At 66.9% G+C, this 18,881-nt stretch carries 21 protein-coding genes; 8 read left to right on the top strand and 13 right to left on the bottom strand.

All coding sequences use genetic code 11. The annotated features are described in order from the left end of the window. Position 1 precedes the first annotated feature (1 nt). The 4 genes from AC5Y4S_RS23395 to lmeA form a co-directional block, all read right to left on the bottom strand. The gene (locus AC5Y4S_RS23395) at positions 2-835 is read right to left on the bottom strand and encodes a sulfurtransferase (protein ID WP_068179250.1); all 834 of its coding nucleotides are present in this window, start codon (positions 833-835) and stop codon (positions 2-4) included. A gap of 36 nt (positions 836-871) precedes the next feature. Further along, positions 872-1,336: a DUF4395 domain-containing protein gene (locus AC5Y4S_RS23400; protein ID WP_500034972.1), complete on the bottom strand. Its 465-nt coding sequence runs from the start codon at positions 1,334-1,336 to the stop codon at positions 872-874. A 224-nt stretch (positions 1,337-1,560) separates the two neighbouring features. Next, a complete protein-coding gene (locus AC5Y4S_RS23405; protein WP_500034973.1) occupies positions 1,561-1,977 on the bottom strand; it encodes a thioredoxin family protein in 417 nt (138 codons plus the stop codon). A gap of 49 nt (positions 1,978-2,026) precedes the next feature. After that, complete coding sequence (lmeA, locus tag AC5Y4S_RS23410; RefSeq protein ID WP_500034974.1) at positions 2,027-2,839, bottom strand: mannan chain length control protein LmeA; 813 nt, start codon at positions 2,837-2,839, stop codon at positions 2,027-2,029. 177 nt (positions 2,840-3,016) lie between these two features. Between lmeA and AC5Y4S_RS23415 the strand changes: the two genes are divergently transcribed. The 6 genes from AC5Y4S_RS23415 (at position 3,017) to pstB (ending at position 8,787) form a co-directional block, all read left to right on the top strand. Continuing rightward, positions 3,017-3,793 carry a winged helix-turn-helix transcriptional regulator gene (locus AC5Y4S_RS23415; RefSeq protein WP_500034975.1) on the top strand — a complete coding sequence of 259 codons (777 nt, stop codon included), beginning with the start codon at positions 3,017-3,019 and terminating at the stop codon, positions 3,791-3,793. Beyond that, positions 3,790-4,713: a mycothiol synthase gene (gene mshD, locus AC5Y4S_RS23420; protein WP_500034976.1), complete on the top strand. Its 924-nt coding sequence runs from the start codon at positions 3,790-3,792 to the stop codon at positions 4,711-4,713. Before AC5Y4S_RS23415 ends, mshD begins: the two co-directional genes overlap by 4 nt. A 158-nt stretch (positions 4,714-4,871) precedes the next feature. Then, the gene (pstS, locus tag AC5Y4S_RS23425) at positions 4,872-5,996 is read left to right on the top strand and encodes a phosphate ABC transporter substrate-binding protein PstS (RefSeq protein WP_500034977.1); all 1,125 of its coding nucleotides are present in this window, start codon (positions 4,872-4,874) and stop codon (positions 5,994-5,996) included. 44 nt (positions 5,997-6,040) lie between these two features. Beyond that, positions 6,041-7,087, top strand: coding sequence for a phosphate ABC transporter permease subunit PstC (pstC, locus tag AC5Y4S_RS23430; protein ID WP_500034978.1), 1,047 nt, complete (start codon positions 6,041-6,043; stop codon positions 7,085-7,087). Further along, the gene (gene pstA / locus AC5Y4S_RS23435; RefSeq protein ID WP_500034979.1) at positions 7,084-7,998 is read left to right on the top strand and encodes a phosphate ABC transporter permease PstA; all 915 of its coding nucleotides are present in this window, start codon (positions 7,084-7,086) and stop codon (positions 7,996-7,998) included. The genes pstC and pstA overlap by 4 nt, the downstream gene beginning before the upstream one ends. A gap of 12 nt (positions 7,999-8,010) precedes the next feature. Continuing rightward, positions 8,011-8,787 carry a phosphate ABC transporter ATP-binding protein PstB gene (pstB, locus tag AC5Y4S_RS23440; RefSeq protein ID WP_500034980.1) on the top strand — a complete coding sequence of 259 codons (777 nt, stop codon included), beginning with the start codon at positions 8,011-8,013 and terminating at the stop codon, positions 8,785-8,787. A 5-nt stretch (positions 8,788-8,792) separates the two neighbouring features. Here the strand turns inward: pstB and phoU are convergent, their stop codons facing one another. The 5 genes from phoU to AC5Y4S_RS23465 form a co-directional block, all read right to left on the bottom strand. Then, the gene (gene phoU / locus AC5Y4S_RS23445) at positions 8,793-9,461 is read right to left on the bottom strand and encodes a phosphate signaling complex protein PhoU (protein ID WP_500034981.1); all 669 of its coding nucleotides are present in this window, start codon (positions 9,459-9,461) and stop codon (positions 8,793-8,795) included. Positions 9,462-9,519: 58 nt separating this feature from the next. Next, positions 9,520-11,610 carry an LCP family glycopolymer transferase gene (locus tag AC5Y4S_RS23450; RefSeq protein ID WP_500034982.1) on the bottom strand — a complete coding sequence of 697 codons (2,091 nt, stop codon included), beginning with the start codon at positions 11,608-11,610 and terminating at the stop codon, positions 9,520-9,522. 204 nt (positions 11,611-11,814) lie between these two features. Next, positions 11,815-12,948, bottom strand: coding sequence for a tRNA dihydrouridine synthase DusB (dusB, locus tag AC5Y4S_RS23455; protein ID WP_500034983.1), 1,134 nt, complete (start codon positions 12,946-12,948; stop codon positions 11,815-11,817). Between the two features lie 16 nt (positions 12,949-12,964). Continuing rightward, positions 12,965-13,981 carry an acyl-ACP desaturase gene (locus AC5Y4S_RS23460; RefSeq protein ID WP_068111083.1) on the bottom strand — a complete coding sequence of 339 codons (1,017 nt, stop codon included), beginning with the start codon at positions 13,979-13,981 and terminating at the stop codon, positions 12,965-12,967. Between the two features lie 132 nt (positions 13,982-14,113). Then, the gene (locus AC5Y4S_RS23465; RefSeq protein ID WP_500034984.1) at positions 14,114-14,728 is read right to left on the bottom strand and encodes a TetR/AcrR family transcriptional regulator; all 615 of its coding nucleotides are present in this window, start codon (positions 14,726-14,728) and stop codon (positions 14,114-14,116) included. Positions 14,729-14,795: 67 nt separating this feature from the next. On the opposite strand from AC5Y4S_RS23465, the gene AC5Y4S_RS23470 reads away from it, so the two are divergent. Then, positions 14,796-15,809 carry an oxygenase MpaB family protein gene (locus AC5Y4S_RS23470; RefSeq protein WP_500034985.1) on the top strand — a complete coding sequence of 338 codons (1,014 nt, stop codon included), beginning with the start codon at positions 14,796-14,798 and terminating at the stop codon, positions 15,807-15,809. Positions 15,810-15,834: 25 nt separating this feature from the next. Here AC5Y4S_RS23470 and AC5Y4S_RS23475 read toward each other — a convergent pair whose 3' ends face one another. The 3 genes from AC5Y4S_RS23475 to AC5Y4S_RS23485 are packed head-to-tail and all read right to left on the bottom strand — an operon-like array spanning position 15,835 to position 16,970. Continuing rightward, positions 15,835-16,038, bottom strand: coding sequence for a zinc transporter Slc39a7 (locus AC5Y4S_RS23475; RefSeq protein ID WP_500034986.1), 204 nt, complete (start codon positions 16,036-16,038; stop codon positions 15,835-15,837). After that, positions 16,035-16,451, bottom strand: a complete 417-nt coding sequence (locus AC5Y4S_RS23480; RefSeq protein WP_500034987.1) for an ArsR/SmtB family transcription factor — start codon at positions 16,449-16,451, stop codon at positions 16,035-16,037. The genes AC5Y4S_RS23475 and AC5Y4S_RS23480 overlap by 4 nt, the downstream gene beginning before the upstream one ends. 18 nt (positions 16,452-16,469) lie before the next feature. Then, a complete protein-coding gene (locus tag AC5Y4S_RS23485) occupies positions 16,470-16,970 on the bottom strand; it encodes a nucleoside deaminase (protein WP_500034988.1) in 501 nt (166 codons plus the stop codon). 93 nt (positions 16,971-17,063) lie between these two features. On the opposite strand from AC5Y4S_RS23485, the gene AC5Y4S_RS23490 reads away from it, so the two are divergent. Then, on the top strand, positions 17,064-17,963 hold the full coding sequence (locus AC5Y4S_RS23490; RefSeq protein ID WP_500034989.1) for a class I SAM-dependent methyltransferase: 900 nt from the start codon (positions 17,064-17,066) through the stop codon (positions 17,961-17,963). On the opposite strand, the gene AC5Y4S_RS23495 is transcribed toward AC5Y4S_RS23490, so the two are convergent. Next, positions 17,953-18,762: a TIGR04255 family protein gene (locus AC5Y4S_RS23495; protein ID WP_500035013.1), complete on the bottom strand. Its 810-nt coding sequence runs from the start codon at positions 18,760-18,762 to the stop codon at positions 17,953-17,955. The genes AC5Y4S_RS23490 and AC5Y4S_RS23495 overlap by 11 nt on opposite strands. Between the last annotated feature and the right edge of the window lie 119 nt (positions 18,763-18,881).

Below are 18,881 nucleotides of genomic sequence, written 5' to 3' on the forward strand. Positions count from 1 at the left end.
ATCAGCTTCCCAACTCGATCGGGGCACCCACCAGGGAGCCGTATTCCGTCCAACTGCCGTCGTAGTTCTTGACGTTTTTATGGCCGAGTAATTCCCGCAGCACGAACCAGGTGTGCGACGAGCGTTCCCCGATTCGGCAGTACGCGATGGTTTCCTTCGTTCCATCCAGGCCGGCGTCGGCGTACAGCTTGGCCAGCTCCTCGTCGGACTTGAAGGTGCCGTCCTCGTTGGCGGCCTTGCTCCACGGAACGTTGATCGCGCCCGGGACGTGCCCCGGCCGCTGGCTTTGCTCCTGGGGCAGGTGCGCCGGCGCGAGGATCTTGCCCGAGAACTCGTCGGGGGAGCGCACGTCGACGAGGTTCTTGACGTTGATGGCCGCGATGACCTCGTCGCGGAAGGCCCGGATGGTGTTGTCCGGCGGGGCCGCGGTGTACGACGTCGCCGGCCGGTTGACCAGGTCAGTGGACAGCGGGCGCCGGTCGAGCTCCCACTTCTTACGGCCGCCGTCGAGCAGCTTGACCTTCTCGTGGCCGTAGAGCTTGAAATACCAGTAGGCGTAGGCGGCGAACCAGTTGTTGTTACCGCCATAGAGGATCACGGTGTCGTCGTTGGCGATGCCGCGGTCCGACAGCAGCTTCGAGAATTGCTGCGCGTCGACGAAGTCACGTTTGACCGGGTCCTGCAAATCGGTGCGCCAGTCCAGCCTGACCGCTCCCGGGATGTGGCCGGTGTCGTACGCGCTGGTGTCCTCGTCCACTTCCACGAAGACGACGTTCTCGGCGTCGAGATTGCTCTGGGCCCAGTCTGCGGAGACCAGGACGTCGGAGCGTGCCATGAATGGATTCCTTTCGGTTGCTGCTGATGAACGGGGCTAGGAGGGGGTCGGTCGCAGGCGCGCGACCAGCGGGTAGAGCTGGCAGCCCAGGCAGATGCCGAAGGCGGCGTTCAGGAAGGCGGCAACCAGCGCGAACGCGGTGGCGATGACCCCGACCAGGAAGGCGCCGGCGGCGAATCCCGCCGCCCCGACGACGGCGAAGATCAAGCCGACGAGTTGGGCGAACTTCAGTGGCGCGACCGGTTCGCGTTCGGTGACCGGCCCTAGCCGGGGCGCAACGACGGTGGCGAACACCCGCCCGTAGGGATGCCGGCGCGGGCCGCCGGCGGCGCCGATCGCAAAGATCACGGCCTGCGCCGCCAGAATGACCGCGGCCGCCAGGGGGCTGGCGGCCGAAACGACGAGGGCGGCGACCAAGACCGCGGTGGTGACCCAGGCCGCGAACCTGGGTCCGCGGACGTCCACGCGGTCCGGCTCGACGGCGGTGTTGTCGCTCGGCACGGGTTTACTCCTAGAAATCTTGTTGCGCGGAAAGGGGGAGGCGCGCCTTGGAAAGCCTCGGTGGGGCTCCGAAGCTGCTCCGAGTGCGCGCGGGGGCGCCGCTACTCAGCAGCTACAGCAACAACAACAACCCGCGATGCGGCACAGATGGACTGTGCGACGCATGGTGAGCATGGGCTCGAGGCGGGCTGACACGTCGGCAAGCTTACCGAATGACGCCGCGCTCAAGCCAACAGCGGCTGCAGCACCGAGCGCAGGTCGGCGGCCTTCGGGACCCCGGAGGCCCGGTATCGCTGTTGCCCGTTGGCGTCGAAGATCAGTGTGGTGGGCAGGGACAGCACCGAAAACCGCCGGGCCGTAGCCGGATCGGCGTCCAGGTCGATCTCGACGTGGGCCACATCGCCCATGTCCTCGCAGAGTTGATGCACCACCCGCCGGACCCGATCGCAGGGCCCGCACCACGCGGCGCTGAAATGCACGATGGTGGGCCCGCTGCGGGAAAGGCCCAGGTCCGTGGTGTCGCGCTCGGCGCTTTGATTAGAGGCGACCTCGCGGACGTGTCCCGAGCGGCGCGTAAGCAACCATCCGGCGAGGCTTGCCACCAGCAAGGCCGCCACGATCGCGACAACGACGGTACTCATGCGCACCACTTCCCCTCATCGCTTCGCTCTGCATCGTCGTCGGCGCGACTCATGACTGCTTAAACCCGTCGAGCGTCAGGGTTACTCCCTGGGTGACGCCTTCGATGATGATGTCGGAGCCGCGAGCGCCCTCCGACGTCGGCGCCACGCCGAACGGGAGCCGCTGATTGGGCAGCCTGGTGCTGAAGGCGCGCAGGACGGCGTCCCGCTTGGCGTCCGGAACGGGTTGGTTGGCGGTGTCGGGCCCGGTGAGGACGCCGGTGGCGGTGACCACGAGCGTCGCGGGGTCGTCGGGGGCGATGGACAGGTCGACCGAGACGCTGACCCGGTGGTCGAAGTCGGCCGATTTGGGGGTGCCGCTGAACACCAGGCCGTGGCTGTCGGAGATGCCCGAGGCGGTGACGCCCCCGGTGGCGGTGTTGGTTTCCTTGGGAGGCGCCTCGACCATCAGGTCGGTGATGCCCATGTAGCGGCCCAGGTGGATCGAGTCGACGATGATGCGGCTCTCCAGCCTGCCCACCGGCAGCTTCGCGTCGGGCCTGATCAGCCAGGACGCATAGCTCAGGTCGACCGTATACATGGTGGCCTCGAGGGTGGCCTTGCCTACCATCGCGTGCTCGATCGCGTTGGCCTTGATCTCCACCTGGCTGTAGTGCCGCCGCAGCGCCTGCGGGATGAAGGGAAAAGCCACGATGGCGACGAACGGGTCGGACCCCAGATTCGCCACCTTGCGCACGCTGGTGGACAGCCGGTATTCGGCGTAGATGCTGGTTCCGTAGTCGACGCCCAGGGCACCGATCACGGTCACGGCCACGGCGACGGCCGCCGCACCGACACCGATCAGCACCTTGCGCATGCGCACATTGTCGCGTAATAGCATGGCCGCCGTGCCGCGGACCGTCCGGTGGCGGGCCTCACAGTGGCGTATACCCTGCACCGAAATGGCAGGTGGCACGTTATCGTTAGATGACCTGGCAACCAACGCGTCGTGGCGTTATCGAAATTGGGAGACGCCTTTCCCACGATTTGGAGGGGCTTTTTGGAGCTTTTACTGCTGACCTCGGAGCTGCATCCCGATCCGGTGCTGCCGTCGTTGTCGTTGCTTCCCCACACCATTCGGACGGCGCCGCCAGAACCGTCGTCGTTGCTGGAGGCCGGAACCGCGGACGCCGTGCTCGTCGACGCGCGCACCGACCTGTCGTCGGCGCGCGGCCTGTGCCGGCTGCTGAGCACGGCGGGCCGGTCGGTCCCCGTCCTGGCGGTGGTGAGCGAAGGCGGCCTGGTCGCCGTGAGCGCCGACTGGGGACTCGACGAGATCCTGCTGCCGAGTACCGGGCCCGCCGAGGTCGACGCGCGGCTGCGGCTGGTGGTCGGCCGCCGCGGCGGCCTGGCCGACCAGGAGAGTGCCGGCAAGGTCAGCCTCGGCGAGCTCGTGATCGATGAGGGCACCTACACCGCGAGGCTGCGGGGCCGCCCGCTCGATCTGACCTACAAAGAGTTCGAGTTGCTCAAGTACCTGGCCCAGCACGCGGGCCGGGTGTTCACCCGGGCGCAACTGCTGCACGAAGTGTGGGGTTACGACTTCTTCGGCGGCACCCGCACGGTCGACGTCCACGTGCGTCGGCTTCGGGCCAAACTCGGCCCGGAGTACGAGGCCTTGATCGGCACGGTGCGCAATGTGGGTTACAAGGCCGTCCGCCCGGCGCGCGGTCGTGCGCCGTTGTCCGGGCCCGATGATGTCGACGCCGTCGACGACGCCGAGGCCGACGCCGAGGATCTGCAACACCCGCTGGGCGACCCGCTGCGCAGTCAGTGAATTCGCCGGAGTGGCGCTCCGCTCTGACCGCCGATGAGCAGCGGGAAGTGCGCGAACTCGTCTCGGCGGCAACCGATTTCGACGGCGTGGCGCCGGTCGGCGAACAGGTGCTGCGCGAACTCGGGCACGACCGCACCGAGCACCTGCTGGTCACCGGCGGCCAATCGGGCCCGATCGACGGCTATCTGAATCTCAGCCCGCCCCGCGACGGCGGCGCGGGCATGGCCGAAATGGTGGTGCGCCCGCAGGCGCGCCGGCGCGGTATCGGTGCGGCGATGGGACGCGCTGCGGTGGCCAGGACCGGCGGGCGCAACCAGTTCTGGGCGCACGGCACCCTGGAGCCCGCCCGGGCGACCGCGTCGGCGCTCGGCCTCGTCGCGGTCCGCGAGCTGGTCCAGATGCGACGATCGCTGCGCGACGCCGGCGACCCCGCGCCGCCCGTCCCCGGGGTGCAGATCCGGACCTACCAAGGGACTTCCGACGACGCCGAGCTGTTGCGGGTCAACAACGCCGCGTTCGCCTACCACCCCGAACAGGGTGGGTGGACCGAAGCCGACTTGGCGGAGCGGCGCAGTGAACCCTGGTTCGATCCGGCCGGCTTGTTCCTGGCGTTCGGCGCCCCCGATGGCGACGAGGCGGGCAGGTTGCTCGGCTTCCACTGGACCAAGGTCCACCTTGACCGACCGGGCCTCGGGGAGGTCTATGTCGTCGGCGTCGACCCCGCGGCGCAGGGCCGGCGCCTGGGGCAGACGCTGACGGCCATCGGGATTCAGTACCTGGCAGGCCGGCTGTCCGGCTCGGCCGAACCGATCGTGATGCTCTACGTGGAGTCCGACAACGTCGCCGCGGTGCGGACTTACCAGCGCCTCGGGTTCACCACCTACAGCGTCGACACCGCGTACGCGCCCGCGCCCGGCTGACGCTAGCCGTGTGGACGCGAAGTGTTCACATTGCATTCATCTCTAGCGACTTCTGTGGGTCTTGTCGCCGCATATTTTCGCGGTGGCTTGGCAACCTTCTTGGGGAAGCGGCCAGCGGCGCCCGCACGCGTCGGGGAATGCGTCAGAAAGCGAGATTGGTGAGGCTCGACAGGCAGGGGAGGGCGCTGGCGAGGGTCGCGCTGGCGCTGGCCGTTTGCAGTGGAGCCCTGACCGCCTGCCACAGCGACGACAACCACAGCGGCGCTTCACCGAGCACCCTCTCGGGACCCACCGGTACGGCGGGGTGCGGCGGGAAGAACGGATTGACGGCGGAGGGCTCGACCGCTCAGCAGAACGCGATGTCGGTGTTCAACCAGGTCTGGGGGCAGTACTGCCCGGGCAAGGGCGTGTCGTACAACCCGACCGGGTCGGGTGCCGGCCGCGAGCAGTTCATCGCGGGCCACGTCGACTTCGCGGGAACGGATTCCCCGCTGGTCGCCGACCAGATCGGCCCGGCTGCCAAGCGCTGTGACGGAAACCCGGCGTGGGACCTGCCGCTCGTCTTCGGCCCGGTCGCGCTGGTGTACAACCTGCCGGGCGTTTCGAACCTGGTTCTCAGCAGTGACGCCCTGGCCAAGGTCTTCAGCGGCCGGATCACGGTCTGGAACGACCCGATACTCGCGGCGCTCAATCCCGGCGTGGCGCTACCCGCTACCAAAGTGGTGCCGATCTACCGGTCGGACTCGTCGGGAACGACCGACAACGTCCAGAAGTATCTGACGGCGGCCGCGCCGCAGAGCTGGACGCGCGGCGTGGGCACCGAGTTCCAGGGCGGCGTCGGTGAAGGGGCCGCGAAGTCGGCCGGCGTGATCCAGGCCGTGCGGTCCACACCCGGTGCCATCGGGTACGTCGAGAAGGGGTTTGCCGACCAGGGCGGTTTGCCGTATGCGCTGATCGATACCGGCAACGGCGTGGTTCCGCTCACCGGCGACACCGCCAACCAGGCCATCCAGGCGGCCAGCTTCGTGGCCGATGGCAACGATCTGGTGCTCGATCTGAACCCGATGTACGCCGCCCAGCAGCCGGGTGCGTACCCGCTGGTGCTGGCCACTTACGAGATCGTCTGCTCGAAGGGCTACGACCCGGGTACCTCCGCGGCGATCAAATCGTTCCTCGGCGTGGCGGCGACCAACGGGCAGCAGGGCCTCGCGTCCGCCGGTTATGTCCCGCTGACCGATAAGGTCAAGGGGCGATTGGTTACCGCGATCAACGCCATGCAGTGACCGGTGGGCGCAATGAGCGACAGCACGACTGTGACGGGATCACAGTGACAGAGTCTTCGGTCCCGAACCCTTCCGCAGCGGGTGCGGGTGCGGTCGTCGCTGCGCCCTTTCCGGAATCGCCCGTCGTGCCGATCAGCCCGTGGGGACGCGCCCAGCCGCGCATGGCGGACCGGATATTCCGTTGGCTCGCCAGGGGTTCGGGCGTTCTGATCGTGGTGCTGATCGCCGCCATCGGCGGATTCTTGTTGTTGCGTGCGATCCCGGCCCTGAAGCGCAACCACGAGAACTTCTTCACCTACGGCGGTAGCTGGGTCACCACCGACACGTCGGCCATGCATTTCGGAATCCCCGATCTGCTGCAGGTGACCGTGTTCGTCTCGGTGTTCGCCTTGGTCCTGGCCATGCCGGTCGCCCTGGGAGTCGCCCTGTTCATGACCCAGTACGCGCCGCGGCGGGTCGCAGGTCCGCTGTCCTATGCGGTGGATCTACTCGCCGCGGTTCCCTCGATCGTCTACGGCGTGTGGGGCCTGTACGTCCTGGCGCCGCAGCTGCGACCGGTCGCCAATTGGCTGAATCACAGCCTCGGTTGGTGTTTCCTGTTCGCCACCGGCAATGCGTCGGTGGCCGGCGGCGGCACCATCTTTACGGGTGGGATCGTGTTGGCGGTGATGATTTTGCCGATCATCACCGCGGTCACCCGGGAAGTGTTCGTCCAGACACCGCACGAGGAGATCGAGGCGGCACTGGCCCTCGGCGCCACCCGTTGGGAAGTGGTCAAGACGACCGTGCTGCCGTTCGGGCGATCCGGATACGTCAGTGGCGCGATGTTGGGCCTGGGCCGCGCCCTGGGCGAGACGGTCGCGCTGCTGATCATCTTGCGGGGCACCCAGGCGGCATTCGGGTGGTCGCTGTTCGACGGCGGCTCGACGTTCGCGACCAAGATCGCCGGTGCGGCAGCGGAATTCGACGACCGGTACGAGGCCGGCGCCTACATCGCCGCGGGGTTGGTCCTGTTCGTGCTCAGCTTCCTGGTCGACACCCTGGCCCGCGGCGCCACGGCCGGGGCCCGCAGCAGCAGGGGCCGCCGATGACCTCGATGCTCGATCGTCCGCTCAAGGCGCGGGCGTTGTCCGATCTCGGCCGGCGCCGCCGGGTCGCAAACAACACCGCGACGGTGTTGGTGACGCTGGCGATGGTGATCGCCGTGATCCCGTTGCTGTTGGTGCTGTGCTCCGTAATCGCCAAGGGGCTCAAGGTGATCGCCTCCACCGCGTGGTGGACGCATTCCCAGGCCGGCATGACGGCATTCGTCGCCGGCGGTGGCGCCTACCACGCGATCGTAGGAACGCTGCTGCAGGGATTGGTGTGCGCCCTCATCTCGGTGCCGATCGGCATCATGGTTGCTATCTATCTGGTCGAATACGGGGGCAGCACACCACTGGGCAGGCTGGCCTCGTTCATGGTCGACATCCTGTCCGGCGTGCCCTCGATCGTGGCGGCGTTGTTCATCTACGCGCTGTGGGTGTCGACGCTGGGACTGCCCCGCTCCCAATTCGCGGTGTCGCTGGCGTTGGTCCTGATGATGCTGCCGGTGATCGTGCGGGCCACCGAGGAGATGCTGCGGATCGTGCCGGTGGATCTGCGGGAGGCCAGCTACGCGCTGGGCATCCCGAAGTGGAAAACCATTGCCAGCGTCGTGATTCCCACCGGGCTGTCCGGCATCATCACCGGAATAATGCTGGCGGTGGCCCGGGTGCTCGGTGAGACGGCGCCCCTGCTGATCCTCGTCGGGTATTCGCAGTCGATGAACTTCGACATCTTCCACGGATTCATGGGATCGTTGCCCGGCATGATGTACGACCAGACAGTCGCGGGCGCGGGCGTCAACCCAGTACCCACGGATCGGTTGTGGGGTGCGGCGCTAACCCTCATTCTGGTCATCGCGGTCATCAATGTCGGGGCCAGGGTGATCGCGAAATTCTATGTCCCCAGGAAGTCGTAGGCAGGAGCACTAGTGGCCAAGCGGTTGGACCTCAAGTCCATCAACATCTACTACGGGTCGTTCAAGGCGGTCGCCGATGTGACGATGTCGATCCTGCCCCGCAGCGTGACCGCGTTCATCGGTTCGTCGGGCTGCGGCAAGACGACCGTGCTGCGCACCTTGAACCGGATGCATGAGGTGATCCCCGGCGCGCGTGTCGAGGGCAGCGTGCTGCTCGACGATCAAGACATCTACGCCCCGGGCGTCGACCCGGTCGGTGTGCGCCGGGCGATCGGGATGGTGTTTCAGCGGCCGAATCCGTTCCCTGCCATGTCGATTCGGGACAACGTCGTCGCCGGCCTGAAGCTGCAAGGGGTACGCAATCGCAAGCTGCTCGACGAGACCGCCGAACAGTCGCTGCGCGGGGCGAACCTCTGGGAAGAGGTCAAGGATCGGTTGGACAGGCCCGGCGGTGGGCTGTCCGGTGGCCAGCAGCAACGCCTGTGCATCGCACGTGCCATCGCCGTTCAACCCGACGTGTTGCTCATGGACGAGCCGTGCTCCGCGCTGGACCCGATCTCGACGCTGGCCATCGAAGAACTGATCAGCGAGTTGAAGCAGGACTACACCATCGTCATCGTGACGCACAACATGCAGCAGGCCGCCCGGGTAAGCGATCAGACCGCGTTCTTCAACCTGGAAGCCACCGGAAAGCCTGGCAAACTCATCGAGGTCGACGACACCGAGAAGATTTTCTCCAACCCGACACAGAAGGCGACGGAGGACTACATCTCCGGGCGCTTCGGCTAGCGCAGCTAGCGCGAAGTCGGTTTAGTTTCGTCCTCGGGAAGATGCCCGGTCGCCTGGAAAATGACGCGCCGAGCCACTTCCACGGCGTGGTCGGCGAAGCGCTCGTAGAAGCGGCCCAGCAACGTCACGTCCACGGCGGCGGCGACACCGTGCTTCCATTCCCGGTCCATCAGCACCGAGAACAAATGCCGATGCAGATCATCCATGGCGTCGTCTTCCTCGCGGATCCGGGCGGCCTTCTCCGGGTCGCGTGACAACACCACCTCTTGGGCGTTGCTGCCCAATTCGACTGCGACCCTGCCCATTTCGGCGAAGTATCCGTTGACCTCTTCGGGCAGCGCGTGCTGGGGATGGCGCCGGCGCGCGATCTTGGCCACGTGCAGCGCCAGCGCGCCCATCCGGTCGATATCCGCGACCATCTGGATGGCACTGACGATGGACCGCAGATCGCCGGCGACCGGTGCCTGCAGCGCCAACAGCACGAACGCGCTTTCCTCGGCCTGGGCGCTCAGCGTCGCAATCTTCTCGTGGTCGGAAATTACCTGTTCGGCCAGCACCAGATCCGCTTGCAGCAGGGCCTGGGTGGCCTGCTCCATGGCGACACCCGCCAGCCCGCACATCTCGCCCAGGCGCTCAGATAACTCAGTGAGCTGCTCGTGGTAGGCCGTCCGCATGCTGCCAAGCCTACGTTCTCGATGCCGGAAACGGGTGACGCGGTAGCGCCAAAATTCTTTACTCGCAGGTGGTGTCGGCCGCGTTGGTCACCGTCAGGTCGTCGGGCAGCTTGGTCGGGGTGTTGCCCGACCCGCGCTCGATCTGCATGCTGATCGACGAGCCGCTGGGCGCGGGAGTGGCGACCGAGTTGAAGTCCGGCCCCAGCACGACCTGGATGACTTGCCCGTAGCCCGACACCCGCTGGACCTTCGCGTTGGCGAACGACGAGGCCACCGTGGCGGCGGCCTGCTCGTTGCCGGGCGAGAACAACACGGTCGTCGTGCTCACCGAACTGGGATAGTCATCCGGCGTCATCACGTTGAAGCCGTTCCGCTTCAGCTGGCTGGTCGCGGTGGCGGCCAACCCGCTCTGCGTGGTCGCGTTGGATACCCGGACCGTGACATCTTGCGGCGCGGTCGTCGTCACCTGCTGGTGCTGCGCCTCCGGGGCCGCGGTGGGACTGGGCGCCTTCTTGGTGGTGGGCGCCTTGGTCGAGCCCGAGCCGGACCCCTGGGCGGACGACTTCCCCAAGTTCAGCGCGTTCTGGTCGTTTTCCTCCGGGAGCGGATCGTCATTGATGATCGCGTCGAAAAGCGCACGCATGTCGGCCATCCGCGGCGGCTCGTCGCCGTTCTGGTCCGTCACACCGGTGGGCACGGTGACAAACGTCATGTGTCCGGCCGCCATGCCCTGCAATGACTGGCCGAGCTGGACCAGATCCTTGGTCTTGACGTTGTCGACGTAGGTGTCGTTGATGACCATGTTGACGACGTTGTTGAGCTTGTTGAGGTCGAGCAAGGTGTCCTCGGAGATCAGCGAGCGCAACAGCGACGAGAGGAATAGCTGTTGGCGCTTGATGCGGCCGTAGTCACCGTTGGTCTCGGTGGTGACCTGGCGGGCCCGCACGTAGTTGAGCGCCGTCGATCCGTCGAGCACTTGGCGTCCGCCGTGCTCGAGGACGGTGCCCAGCTCGTAGTCGTGGATCGGTGTGCTGCTGCATACTTCGATTCCGCCGAGGGCATCGACCATCTTCGCGAAGCCGGCGAAGTCGACGCCGATGAAGTGGTTGATGCTCAGGCCGGACAGCTTCTGAATCTCCTTGACCAGACACTTCGGGCCGCCGAAGGCGAAGGTCGAGTTCAGCTTGGTCTCGGTGTAGACCATCTTCGGACCCCAGGTCTTGGTCTTCTGGTCGTAGAGGGGTCCGTACTTGCCGGTGTCGGGGTTCCACGCCTCGCATTGGATCGGAGTGATCGCGAGGTCGCGGGGGAACGACACCGCCACGACGCGTTTGCGGTTGGCGGGGATGTTGACCAGCATCACGGTGTCCGACCGCGTCCCGCCGGCGTCCTCGGTGTCGCCGGCGCCCATGTTGGCGTTTTCGCCGGAGCGGGAGTCCATCCCGACGATCAAGAAGTCCTCGTCGCCGTACTGGCCGCCGGGGTCGCGGATGTCGCTCGAGTTCGGGTCGAGTGCGTTGATGATGTTGAGGCGGTTGTTCTTCGACGCGCTCCACTGCCACGCCCCGCCGGTCAGGACCAGCGCCAGCACGGCCGAGAACGCCGCCATCGAGCGCGCGGCCAGCAATATCGGGCGCCGCCGCCGCTCGGCCTTCGGCTCGCGGTTCTCGGAACCCGGCTCGGGGGCCGGGCCGCCCTCGGGTTCGTCGGGCTCGAACTCGTCGTAATCCGCGTAGTCGGCGGCCCCGAGGTCGGGGAGCTCCGAAGGGGGGTCGAGCAGATACGCCGGGGCGTCGATCACCTGCGTTTCCTGCAGGTCGATCGGCGGCTCGGACTCGGGCTCGGGAGGCTCGGGGTCGGGCGCGACGCGGTGGCGACTGCGCCGGCTGGTGCTTGGGGCCCCGACTTTCGCGATCAGCTCGGCGACGGTGAGCCCGCCGTCCGTGTGGCACCCGCCCTTTTCGGTCTCGACGGGCGGCTCGACGGGCTCGACGGCCTCGACGGGCTCGTCTGGGGCGGGCTCGGTCAGCCAGCGGTGGACGCTGTGATCGGACGGTGGTTGCGCGAACCGCTCCCACGGGGCGGCTCCCGGCGTCGGCTGCGCGGTGCGCCGATGGCCACGAGTGGCGTCAGTGCCGCCATCGCCCATGTCCTATCGGCCTCCGAATCTCTGATGCAACTCCCATGCGACGCCGGGGCTAGCCATCAGCGCCGCGAGCCGCGCCACCCGTGATCGCGCGGTGTTCTCACGCTCCCGCGGCGGCACGCAACCGACCCCCACCGAAGCGCAATGCAGCAAGGTCCACATCGTACTGAGTTATCGGCGCGGACGCGATTTCGCGCGTGTTAACGCTTAGCCACCCGAGTGCATCACGTCCGCACCCGCGGGCACCGTGCAGTCGTCGGGGTCGGTCAGCCAGCCCTCGGGAAGGGCCACCCGGGCCGGTGAACCCTGCCGGCCACGAGGGCCGCACGCGGCGTCCGGAAACGGGACGGTGCGGTCCAACCGGTCGAGCAGAGTGTCAAGCTCATCCACCGTCGTGACCATCGCCAGTGCCCGCCGCAACTCCGATCCGGCGGGAAAGCCATGCAGGTACCAGGCGACGTGCTTGCGGATGTCGCGCATGCCCTTGTCCTCGCCGAAATGCGCGGCCAGCAGCCGGCCGTGCCGGCGCACGATGTCGGCGACCTCGCCCAGGGTGGGCGGCGTCGGGGCCGGGGTGCCGGTGAACGCGGCCGACAACTCGGCGAAGAGCCAGGGCCGGCCCAGGCAACCGCGACCGATGACCACGCCGTCGCATCCCGTGCTGGCCATCATCGCCAGCGCGTCGCTGGCGTCGTAGATGTCGCCGTTGCCCAGCACCGGGATGGTCCGCACCTGCTGCTTGAGCCGGGCGATCTGGTCCCAGTCGGCGGTGCCCGAGTAGCGCTGCGCCGCCGTGCGGGCGTGCAACGCGACCGCGGCCGCGCCCTCGGCCTCGGCGATGCGGCCGGCGTCCAGGTGGGTGTGGTGCTCGTCGTCGATGCCGACGCGGAACTTCACGGTCACTGGAATACGGCTGCCCTCGGTGGCCCGCACGGCCGCGGCCACGATCTGGCCGAACAGCCGCCGCTTGAACGGCAGCGCGGCCCCGCCGCCACGCTTGGTGACCTTGGGCACCGGGCAGCCGAAGTTCATGTCGATGTGGTCGGCCAGGCCTTCGTCCGCGATCATCCTGGCGGCCGCGTAGGTGGTCGCGGGGTCGACGGTGTAGAGCTGCAGCGAGCGGGGCGACTCGTCGGGCGCGAACGTCGTCATGTGCATCGTGGCCGGATGCCGCTCCACCAGGGCGCGCGCGGTCACCATCTCGCAGACGTACAAGCCGCTGACCGTGCCGACCTTGGATAGCTCCAGCTCACGGCACAGAGTCCGGAATGCGACGTTGGTCACGCCCGCCATGGGGGCCAGCACGACCGGGCTGGCGAGCGTGATCGGACCGATACGCAAGGCGTCTACCGAAGGGTCACCGACGACTCATGGCGAGCTTGCCCGCGGTCTTGTGCAGCTCGTAGGCGGTGGTCTTCTTGCCGGTACGGGCCTCGCGGTCGAGCTGGCGCTGCTTGGACACCTCGAACTTGTCGCAGGACGCCTCGAGTTCCTTGATCAGCACGCCGAGGTCGTCGCGCAATTCGGCCGCCTCGCCGGTGAAGTCCTCGCGCTCGAAGATGCGCCACTTCTTCAGAATCGGCATGACGACGTCATCGAGGTGGATACGCGGGTCGTACACGCCACCCATGGCGATGATCACGGCCTTGCGCCGGAACTCGGGCACCTGGAAGCCGGGCATCTGGAAGTTCCGCAGGATCAGGTGCAGCGCCTTCATCGCCGTGTTGGGGGCGAGCTCGAACGCGGCCTCGCTGACGTCGCGGTAGAAGATCATGTGCAGGTTCTCGTCGGCCGAGATCTTGGCCATCAGCTGCTCGGCGACGGGATCGTTGCAGGCCTTGCCGGTGTTGCGGTGCGAAATCCGGGTCGCCAGTTCCTGGAAACTGACGTACAAGACGGAGTGGGTGAGGGTCTCGGCGAAGTACTCGCCCTGGTGGTTCTGGCCCGGGCTGAAGCCCCGGTTGACCACCTCGAGGCGCAGCAGCTCCAGCTCGACGGGGTCGACCGCGCGAGTCACCACGAGGTAGTCGCGCAGCGCGATGCCGTGCCGGTTCTCCTCGGCGGTCCACCGGTTGACCCACTGGCCCCAGGCGCCGTCCATGCCCATGTTCATCGCGATCTCGCGGTGGTACGACGGCAGGTTGTCCTCGGTGACCAGGTTCTGCACCATCGCCACCTGCGCGACGTCGGACAGCTTGCTCTCCTCGGGGTGCCAGTCCTGTCCGCCGAGCGCGTAGTAGTTCTTGCCGTCCGACCACGGGATGTAGTCGTGCGGGTTCCAGGGCTTGTGCACACTCAGATGCCGGTTCAGGTATTTCTCCACGACCGGCTCGAGTTCATGCAAAAGCTGCAAGTCCGTCAGCTCCGCTGACATGGTCCCTCCAGTTATCTGTGTCTGCGGGTAGCAGTCAATATATCTGTGTCCCCCGGTAGCATCAAGTTCCTCCCCGGCGCGGCACGCCGCAGATTTCGAAGGGCTAACCGCTGCGGGGTGTGCGCGAAACCGCTACTCGGATTTGCCCTGCTCGGCGGGGGGTACGTAGGGCGCCGCCGCGTTGAAGAGCATGTTCACGCAATAGTCGATGAACTGCTTGCGGGTGGCCCCGAGCTGGCCGTTGAGGTAGGCGGTGAACAGGCTCGTCAGCCCGCCCACCAGGCTGGTGGCGATCATCTTCTGCAGCACTGGATCGCCGATGCGCGACAGCTTGCGCTGCAGCAGGTCGATGAAGTTGGGCATCCACTCCGCGCCCGACCGGGTCAGTACCGGCTCCACCGCGGGCGCCAGCAGCAGCACCCGTCCGCGCACGGGATCGTCGACCATGAGCTCGACGAATTGTTCGACGGCCTCGCGCGGCGTCTTCGCCGAAACGAGGGTGTTCATCGCGCGCGCGCAGACGTCATCATAAACGGCGCGCACGAATTCGTCGCGGTCGGAGAAGCTTTCGTAGAAGTAGCGTTCGGTGAGCGCGGCCTTGCGGCACACCGCACGGACCGTCAGCGCGGGGCCGCTGTCGTTGCCGAGCAGCTGCACGCCCGCGGTGATGAGATTGTCGCGGCGCAGGGCGAGGCGGCTCTCTAAGGGGACACCGGTCCAACGACCCCGTCGTTGACCCGTCTGCACATCGCTCCTAAGCTCTAAAGTGACAACGCATGTAGTCAGAATCGCCGATACTTACAGGGATCTAATAGTGACCCAACATACGTCCGCGGCCCGCCGGCTGAACAGCGGCGCCCCCGACGGCGTGGCCGGCGGGTGTCCGGTGTCGCCGCTGGGCTACGCCTCGCCACCGGCCCCGCTCGGCCCTGATTCCTTGACCTGGCGGTACTTCGGGGACTGGCGCGGCATGTTGCAAGGCCCGTGGGCGGGATCCATGCAGAACATGCACCCGCAGCTCGGCGCGGCGGTCATCGACCACTCGACGTTCTTCCGGGAGCGCTGGCCACGCCTGCTGCGCTCGCTGTACCCCATTGGCGGTGTCGTGTTCGACGGCGAGCGCGCCCCGGACACCGGCGCCGAGGTGCGCGACTATCACACCGACATCAAGGGCGTCGACGAACAGGGCCGCCGCTACCACGCGCTGAACCCGGATGTCTTCTACTGGGCGCACGCCACCTTCTTCGTGGGCACAATCCATGTGGCAGAGCGGTTTTGCGGGGGGCTGACCGACGCGCAGCGGCGGCAGCTCTTCGACGAACATGTCGAGTGGTATCGCATGTACGGCATGAGCATGCGGCCGGTTCCGGCGTCCTGGGAAGAGTTCCAGGAGTACTGGGACCACATGTGCCGCAACGTGTTAGAGGACAACTACGCGGCCCGCGCCGTCCTCGATCTGACCGAGCTGGCCAAACCGCCTTTCGCCCAGTGGCTTCCGGATCGGCTATGGGTCGCGCAGCGCAAACTGATGGCGCCGTTCTTCGTCTGGCTGACTGTGGGCCTCTACGACCCGCCGGTGCGCGAGCTGATGGGGTATTCGTGGTCGCGCCGCGACGAATGGCTGCACCGCCGGTTCGGCGATCTCGTTCGCCTCGTCTTTGCCTGCGTGCCAACGCGATACCGCAAACACCCGCGGGCGCGCGCCGGCTGGGATCGCGCGACCGGCCGAATCCCTTGCGACACACCGCTAGTGCACACGCCGGCGCGCAACCTCCCTCCGGCGGACGAGCGCGGCAATCCGAAGCACTACTGCCCGAACGTCTCCTAGCCCACCGCCTTCCGGGCGGATGGCGTTACTCGTGAGCGTGGCTGTGCGACCCTTCGAGGTCGGGCTGGTGCACGTGCTGATGAGTGTGTTCGGTTCCGTCGTCGTGGGTGTGGGCGTGCTCGTGTGTGACGTGGTCGTGCTCGTGCGTGGTGTGCGCGTGTGAGTGCACGACGCCGGCGTGGTCGTGTTCGTGCGCGTGCGGCGCGTCATGGGCGTGCTGTTCGGTCATCGTTTACCTTCCGAGTGTGAAACGGTTTGTCGTTTAGGGGCGTTCGCCGACGACACGGCCTTCAGTGCGCTCTCGCCCCGGTGGTGGGGCGGCACGCCCGGACCAGCATGCTCCGCGTTGCGGACCGCATCGATGACGAGTTGGCGGACGTGGTCGTTCTCCAGGCTGTAGAAGATGGTGGTTCCCTCGCGACGCGTCTGAACCAACCGCGCCATCCGCAACTTGGCCAGGTGCTGGGAAACCGATGGCGCGGGCTTTCCCACGTGTTCGGCCAGTTCGTTGACTGACATCTCGCGGTTGGTCAGCGACCAAAGCACCTGCACTCGGGTGGCGTCGGCGAGCATCCGAAACACCTCGACAACCAGGCTGGCCTGGTCATCGGGCAAGCGGCCTTCGCTATTATCTGCATGCATACGCAGATAATAGCCGCTTCACCCCGGCGGGACGACCGTCGACTGGTGTTGCCCGCCGTTGCGTTCGTTCCAGAACCGGTAAACGTCCACCGCGGCTTCTTCGGGTTGGTAGCGCATCGGCAGCCGACGGCGGTCCCAGGCCTTGGTGAATTCGTCGTAGAAGGTGGCGACTTCGAAGTACTTCCGGTCATCGAGGTAGTACTGCTCGTAGGCCTCGCGCGTGGTGAGGAAGACGACTTCGCGGGGCGAGCAGTAGTACAGCGAGCCCAGGCACATCGGGCACGGGTGGGCCAGCACGTAGATGGTGCTGTCGACCAGGTGCTCGGTGCCGAGTCGCATGCACGCCTCCCGGATAGCCAGAATTTCCGCGTGCGCGGTCGGATCGTGCGTTTGGGCCACCTTGTTGGCGCTCTCGGCGAGGACCTGGCCGTCGTTGACGATCACCGTGGCGAACGGGCGACCGCCCTCGGCGACGTTCTGGCGGGCAAGTTCGATCGTCCGTTGGGCGAAGTCCGTCACAGGTACGCAGAGTAGTCCCGAGCGGGCACGCGATCAGCGCTGTGATAGTAACTAGACTGTCTATATTTTTCGGCTTGGGGACGAGGGAATTTCATGGCGCGGACCGATCGTGATCGTTGGGACTTGGCGACGAGCGTCGGGGCGACGGCGACCATGGTCGCCGCCCAGCGGGCGCTGTCGACCGACGAGAAGTTGATCGACGACCCGTACGCGGCGCCGCTGGTGCGCGCCGTGGGCATCGACGTCTACGTGCGGCTGGTGAACGGCGAGATCCCGGTCGGCACGAAATCCGAGTTCGACCCGCAGCGCATGGCCCGGGCGATGGCCTGCCGCACCAGGTTCTACGACCGGTTCTTCCTCGACGCCGCGCAAAGCGGCGTCAACCAAGTCGTCATCCTCGCGTCGGGACTTGACGCACGCGCGTACCGCCTGCCGTGGCCGGCGGGCACCGTCGTCTACGAGGTCGACATGCCGGAGGTGATCGAGTTCAAGACGTCGACGCTGCGCGACCTCGGCGCCGAGCCGACCGCCGAGCGGCGCACCGTCGCCATCGACCTGCGCGACGACTGGGCCGCGGCGCTGCGGGCGGCCGGCTTCGATCCGAAGGCTCCCGCGGCATGGAGCGCCGAAGGCCTATTGGTATATCTGCCCGACGAGGCGCAGGACGCGCTGTTCGACAACATCACCGCATTGAGCGCCCCCGGCAGCCGCCTGGCTTTCGAATTCGTGCCCGACACAACCATTTTCGCCGACGAGCGGTGGCGCGCACACCACGACCGGATGAGCGAACTCGGCTTTGAGATCGACTTCAACGAACTCGTCTACCACGGCCACCGCAACCACATCCTGGACCATCTGAACCAGCGCGGCTGGCGGACGTCATCGCAAACCACGAAGGAGTTGCATGCGGCCAATGGCTTCGTCTATCCCGACGACGAACTCGCCGAGGCCTTCGGCGACGTGACTTACAGCAGCGCGACGCTCAGCGGCTGAGCAGGTCGTCCTTCAGGCGGTTGGTGAGCATCTCCTGGAACACCGTGCGAGCCGGCTCGTATAGGTCCTGGAAGGTGAGCAGCACCGTGTTCCGGTCGTATTCCGGGATAGATCCCAGCGGAGTCCAGAAGCTGTCGATGTCCATCAGGAAGAACGGTCCCTGCTGGGCCGGCATGGTCCGGCGCAGGTGATAGCTCGCGTCCAGCGCCTGACCTACGCCCGGGCCATAGCGCACGATCATCGACTTGCCCGGCTGCGCTTCGCGGTAGACCGCCGCGCCCTGCCATTCGGTCAGAGTCAGGCCGGCGGGCGCGATGCGCTGCGGGCCGAGCAGCGGCTCGGCGATCCAGTTGCTCCATTCGATGCGGCCGTCGACGCCCTGTGGGACCCGAATTTCGAGGACGTAGCGCAGGCCGAGACGTTCCACCCCGACGATCGGCGAGAACTGCGCGCGGGCGTCGACGACGCGCATCACCAGGTCGAGCAGCGCCTCGAAGTTGCTGTAGGCGGTGGTCTCGATCACCACCGCCTGCGCCTTCATCGACGCGGCGAGGGTGTTGTCGCGGTTGACGTAACGGACGAACCGCTCGGCGGCCGGTTGTGGTTGTCCGCCGGCGCCCATCGCCCAGGCCACGTCCTGCGCCTGGCGTTCGATAGGAAGCAGATCCGCGAGCAGACGCCTGAGCTCCCCGCTCGATGATTCGGTCAGGGAATCCGTTGCTGGGTGACGGATTTCCATGGTTACCAGCGCTACTGGCGCGTTCGGGTAGGCCGCATCGACACTCATCCTGCCGAGCATAGTCATGCCGTCCGGCGGTTAAACCGGGGCATACCGCGTGTCGGCCAGGGCGGTGAGCGTCGGAGATCGGCCTGGGCGCCGCCGGGCATCTCGCGGGTAATAAGCGCTGATCAGTGCCC

The organism is Mycobacterium sp. NGS64 (assembly GCF_059812245.1).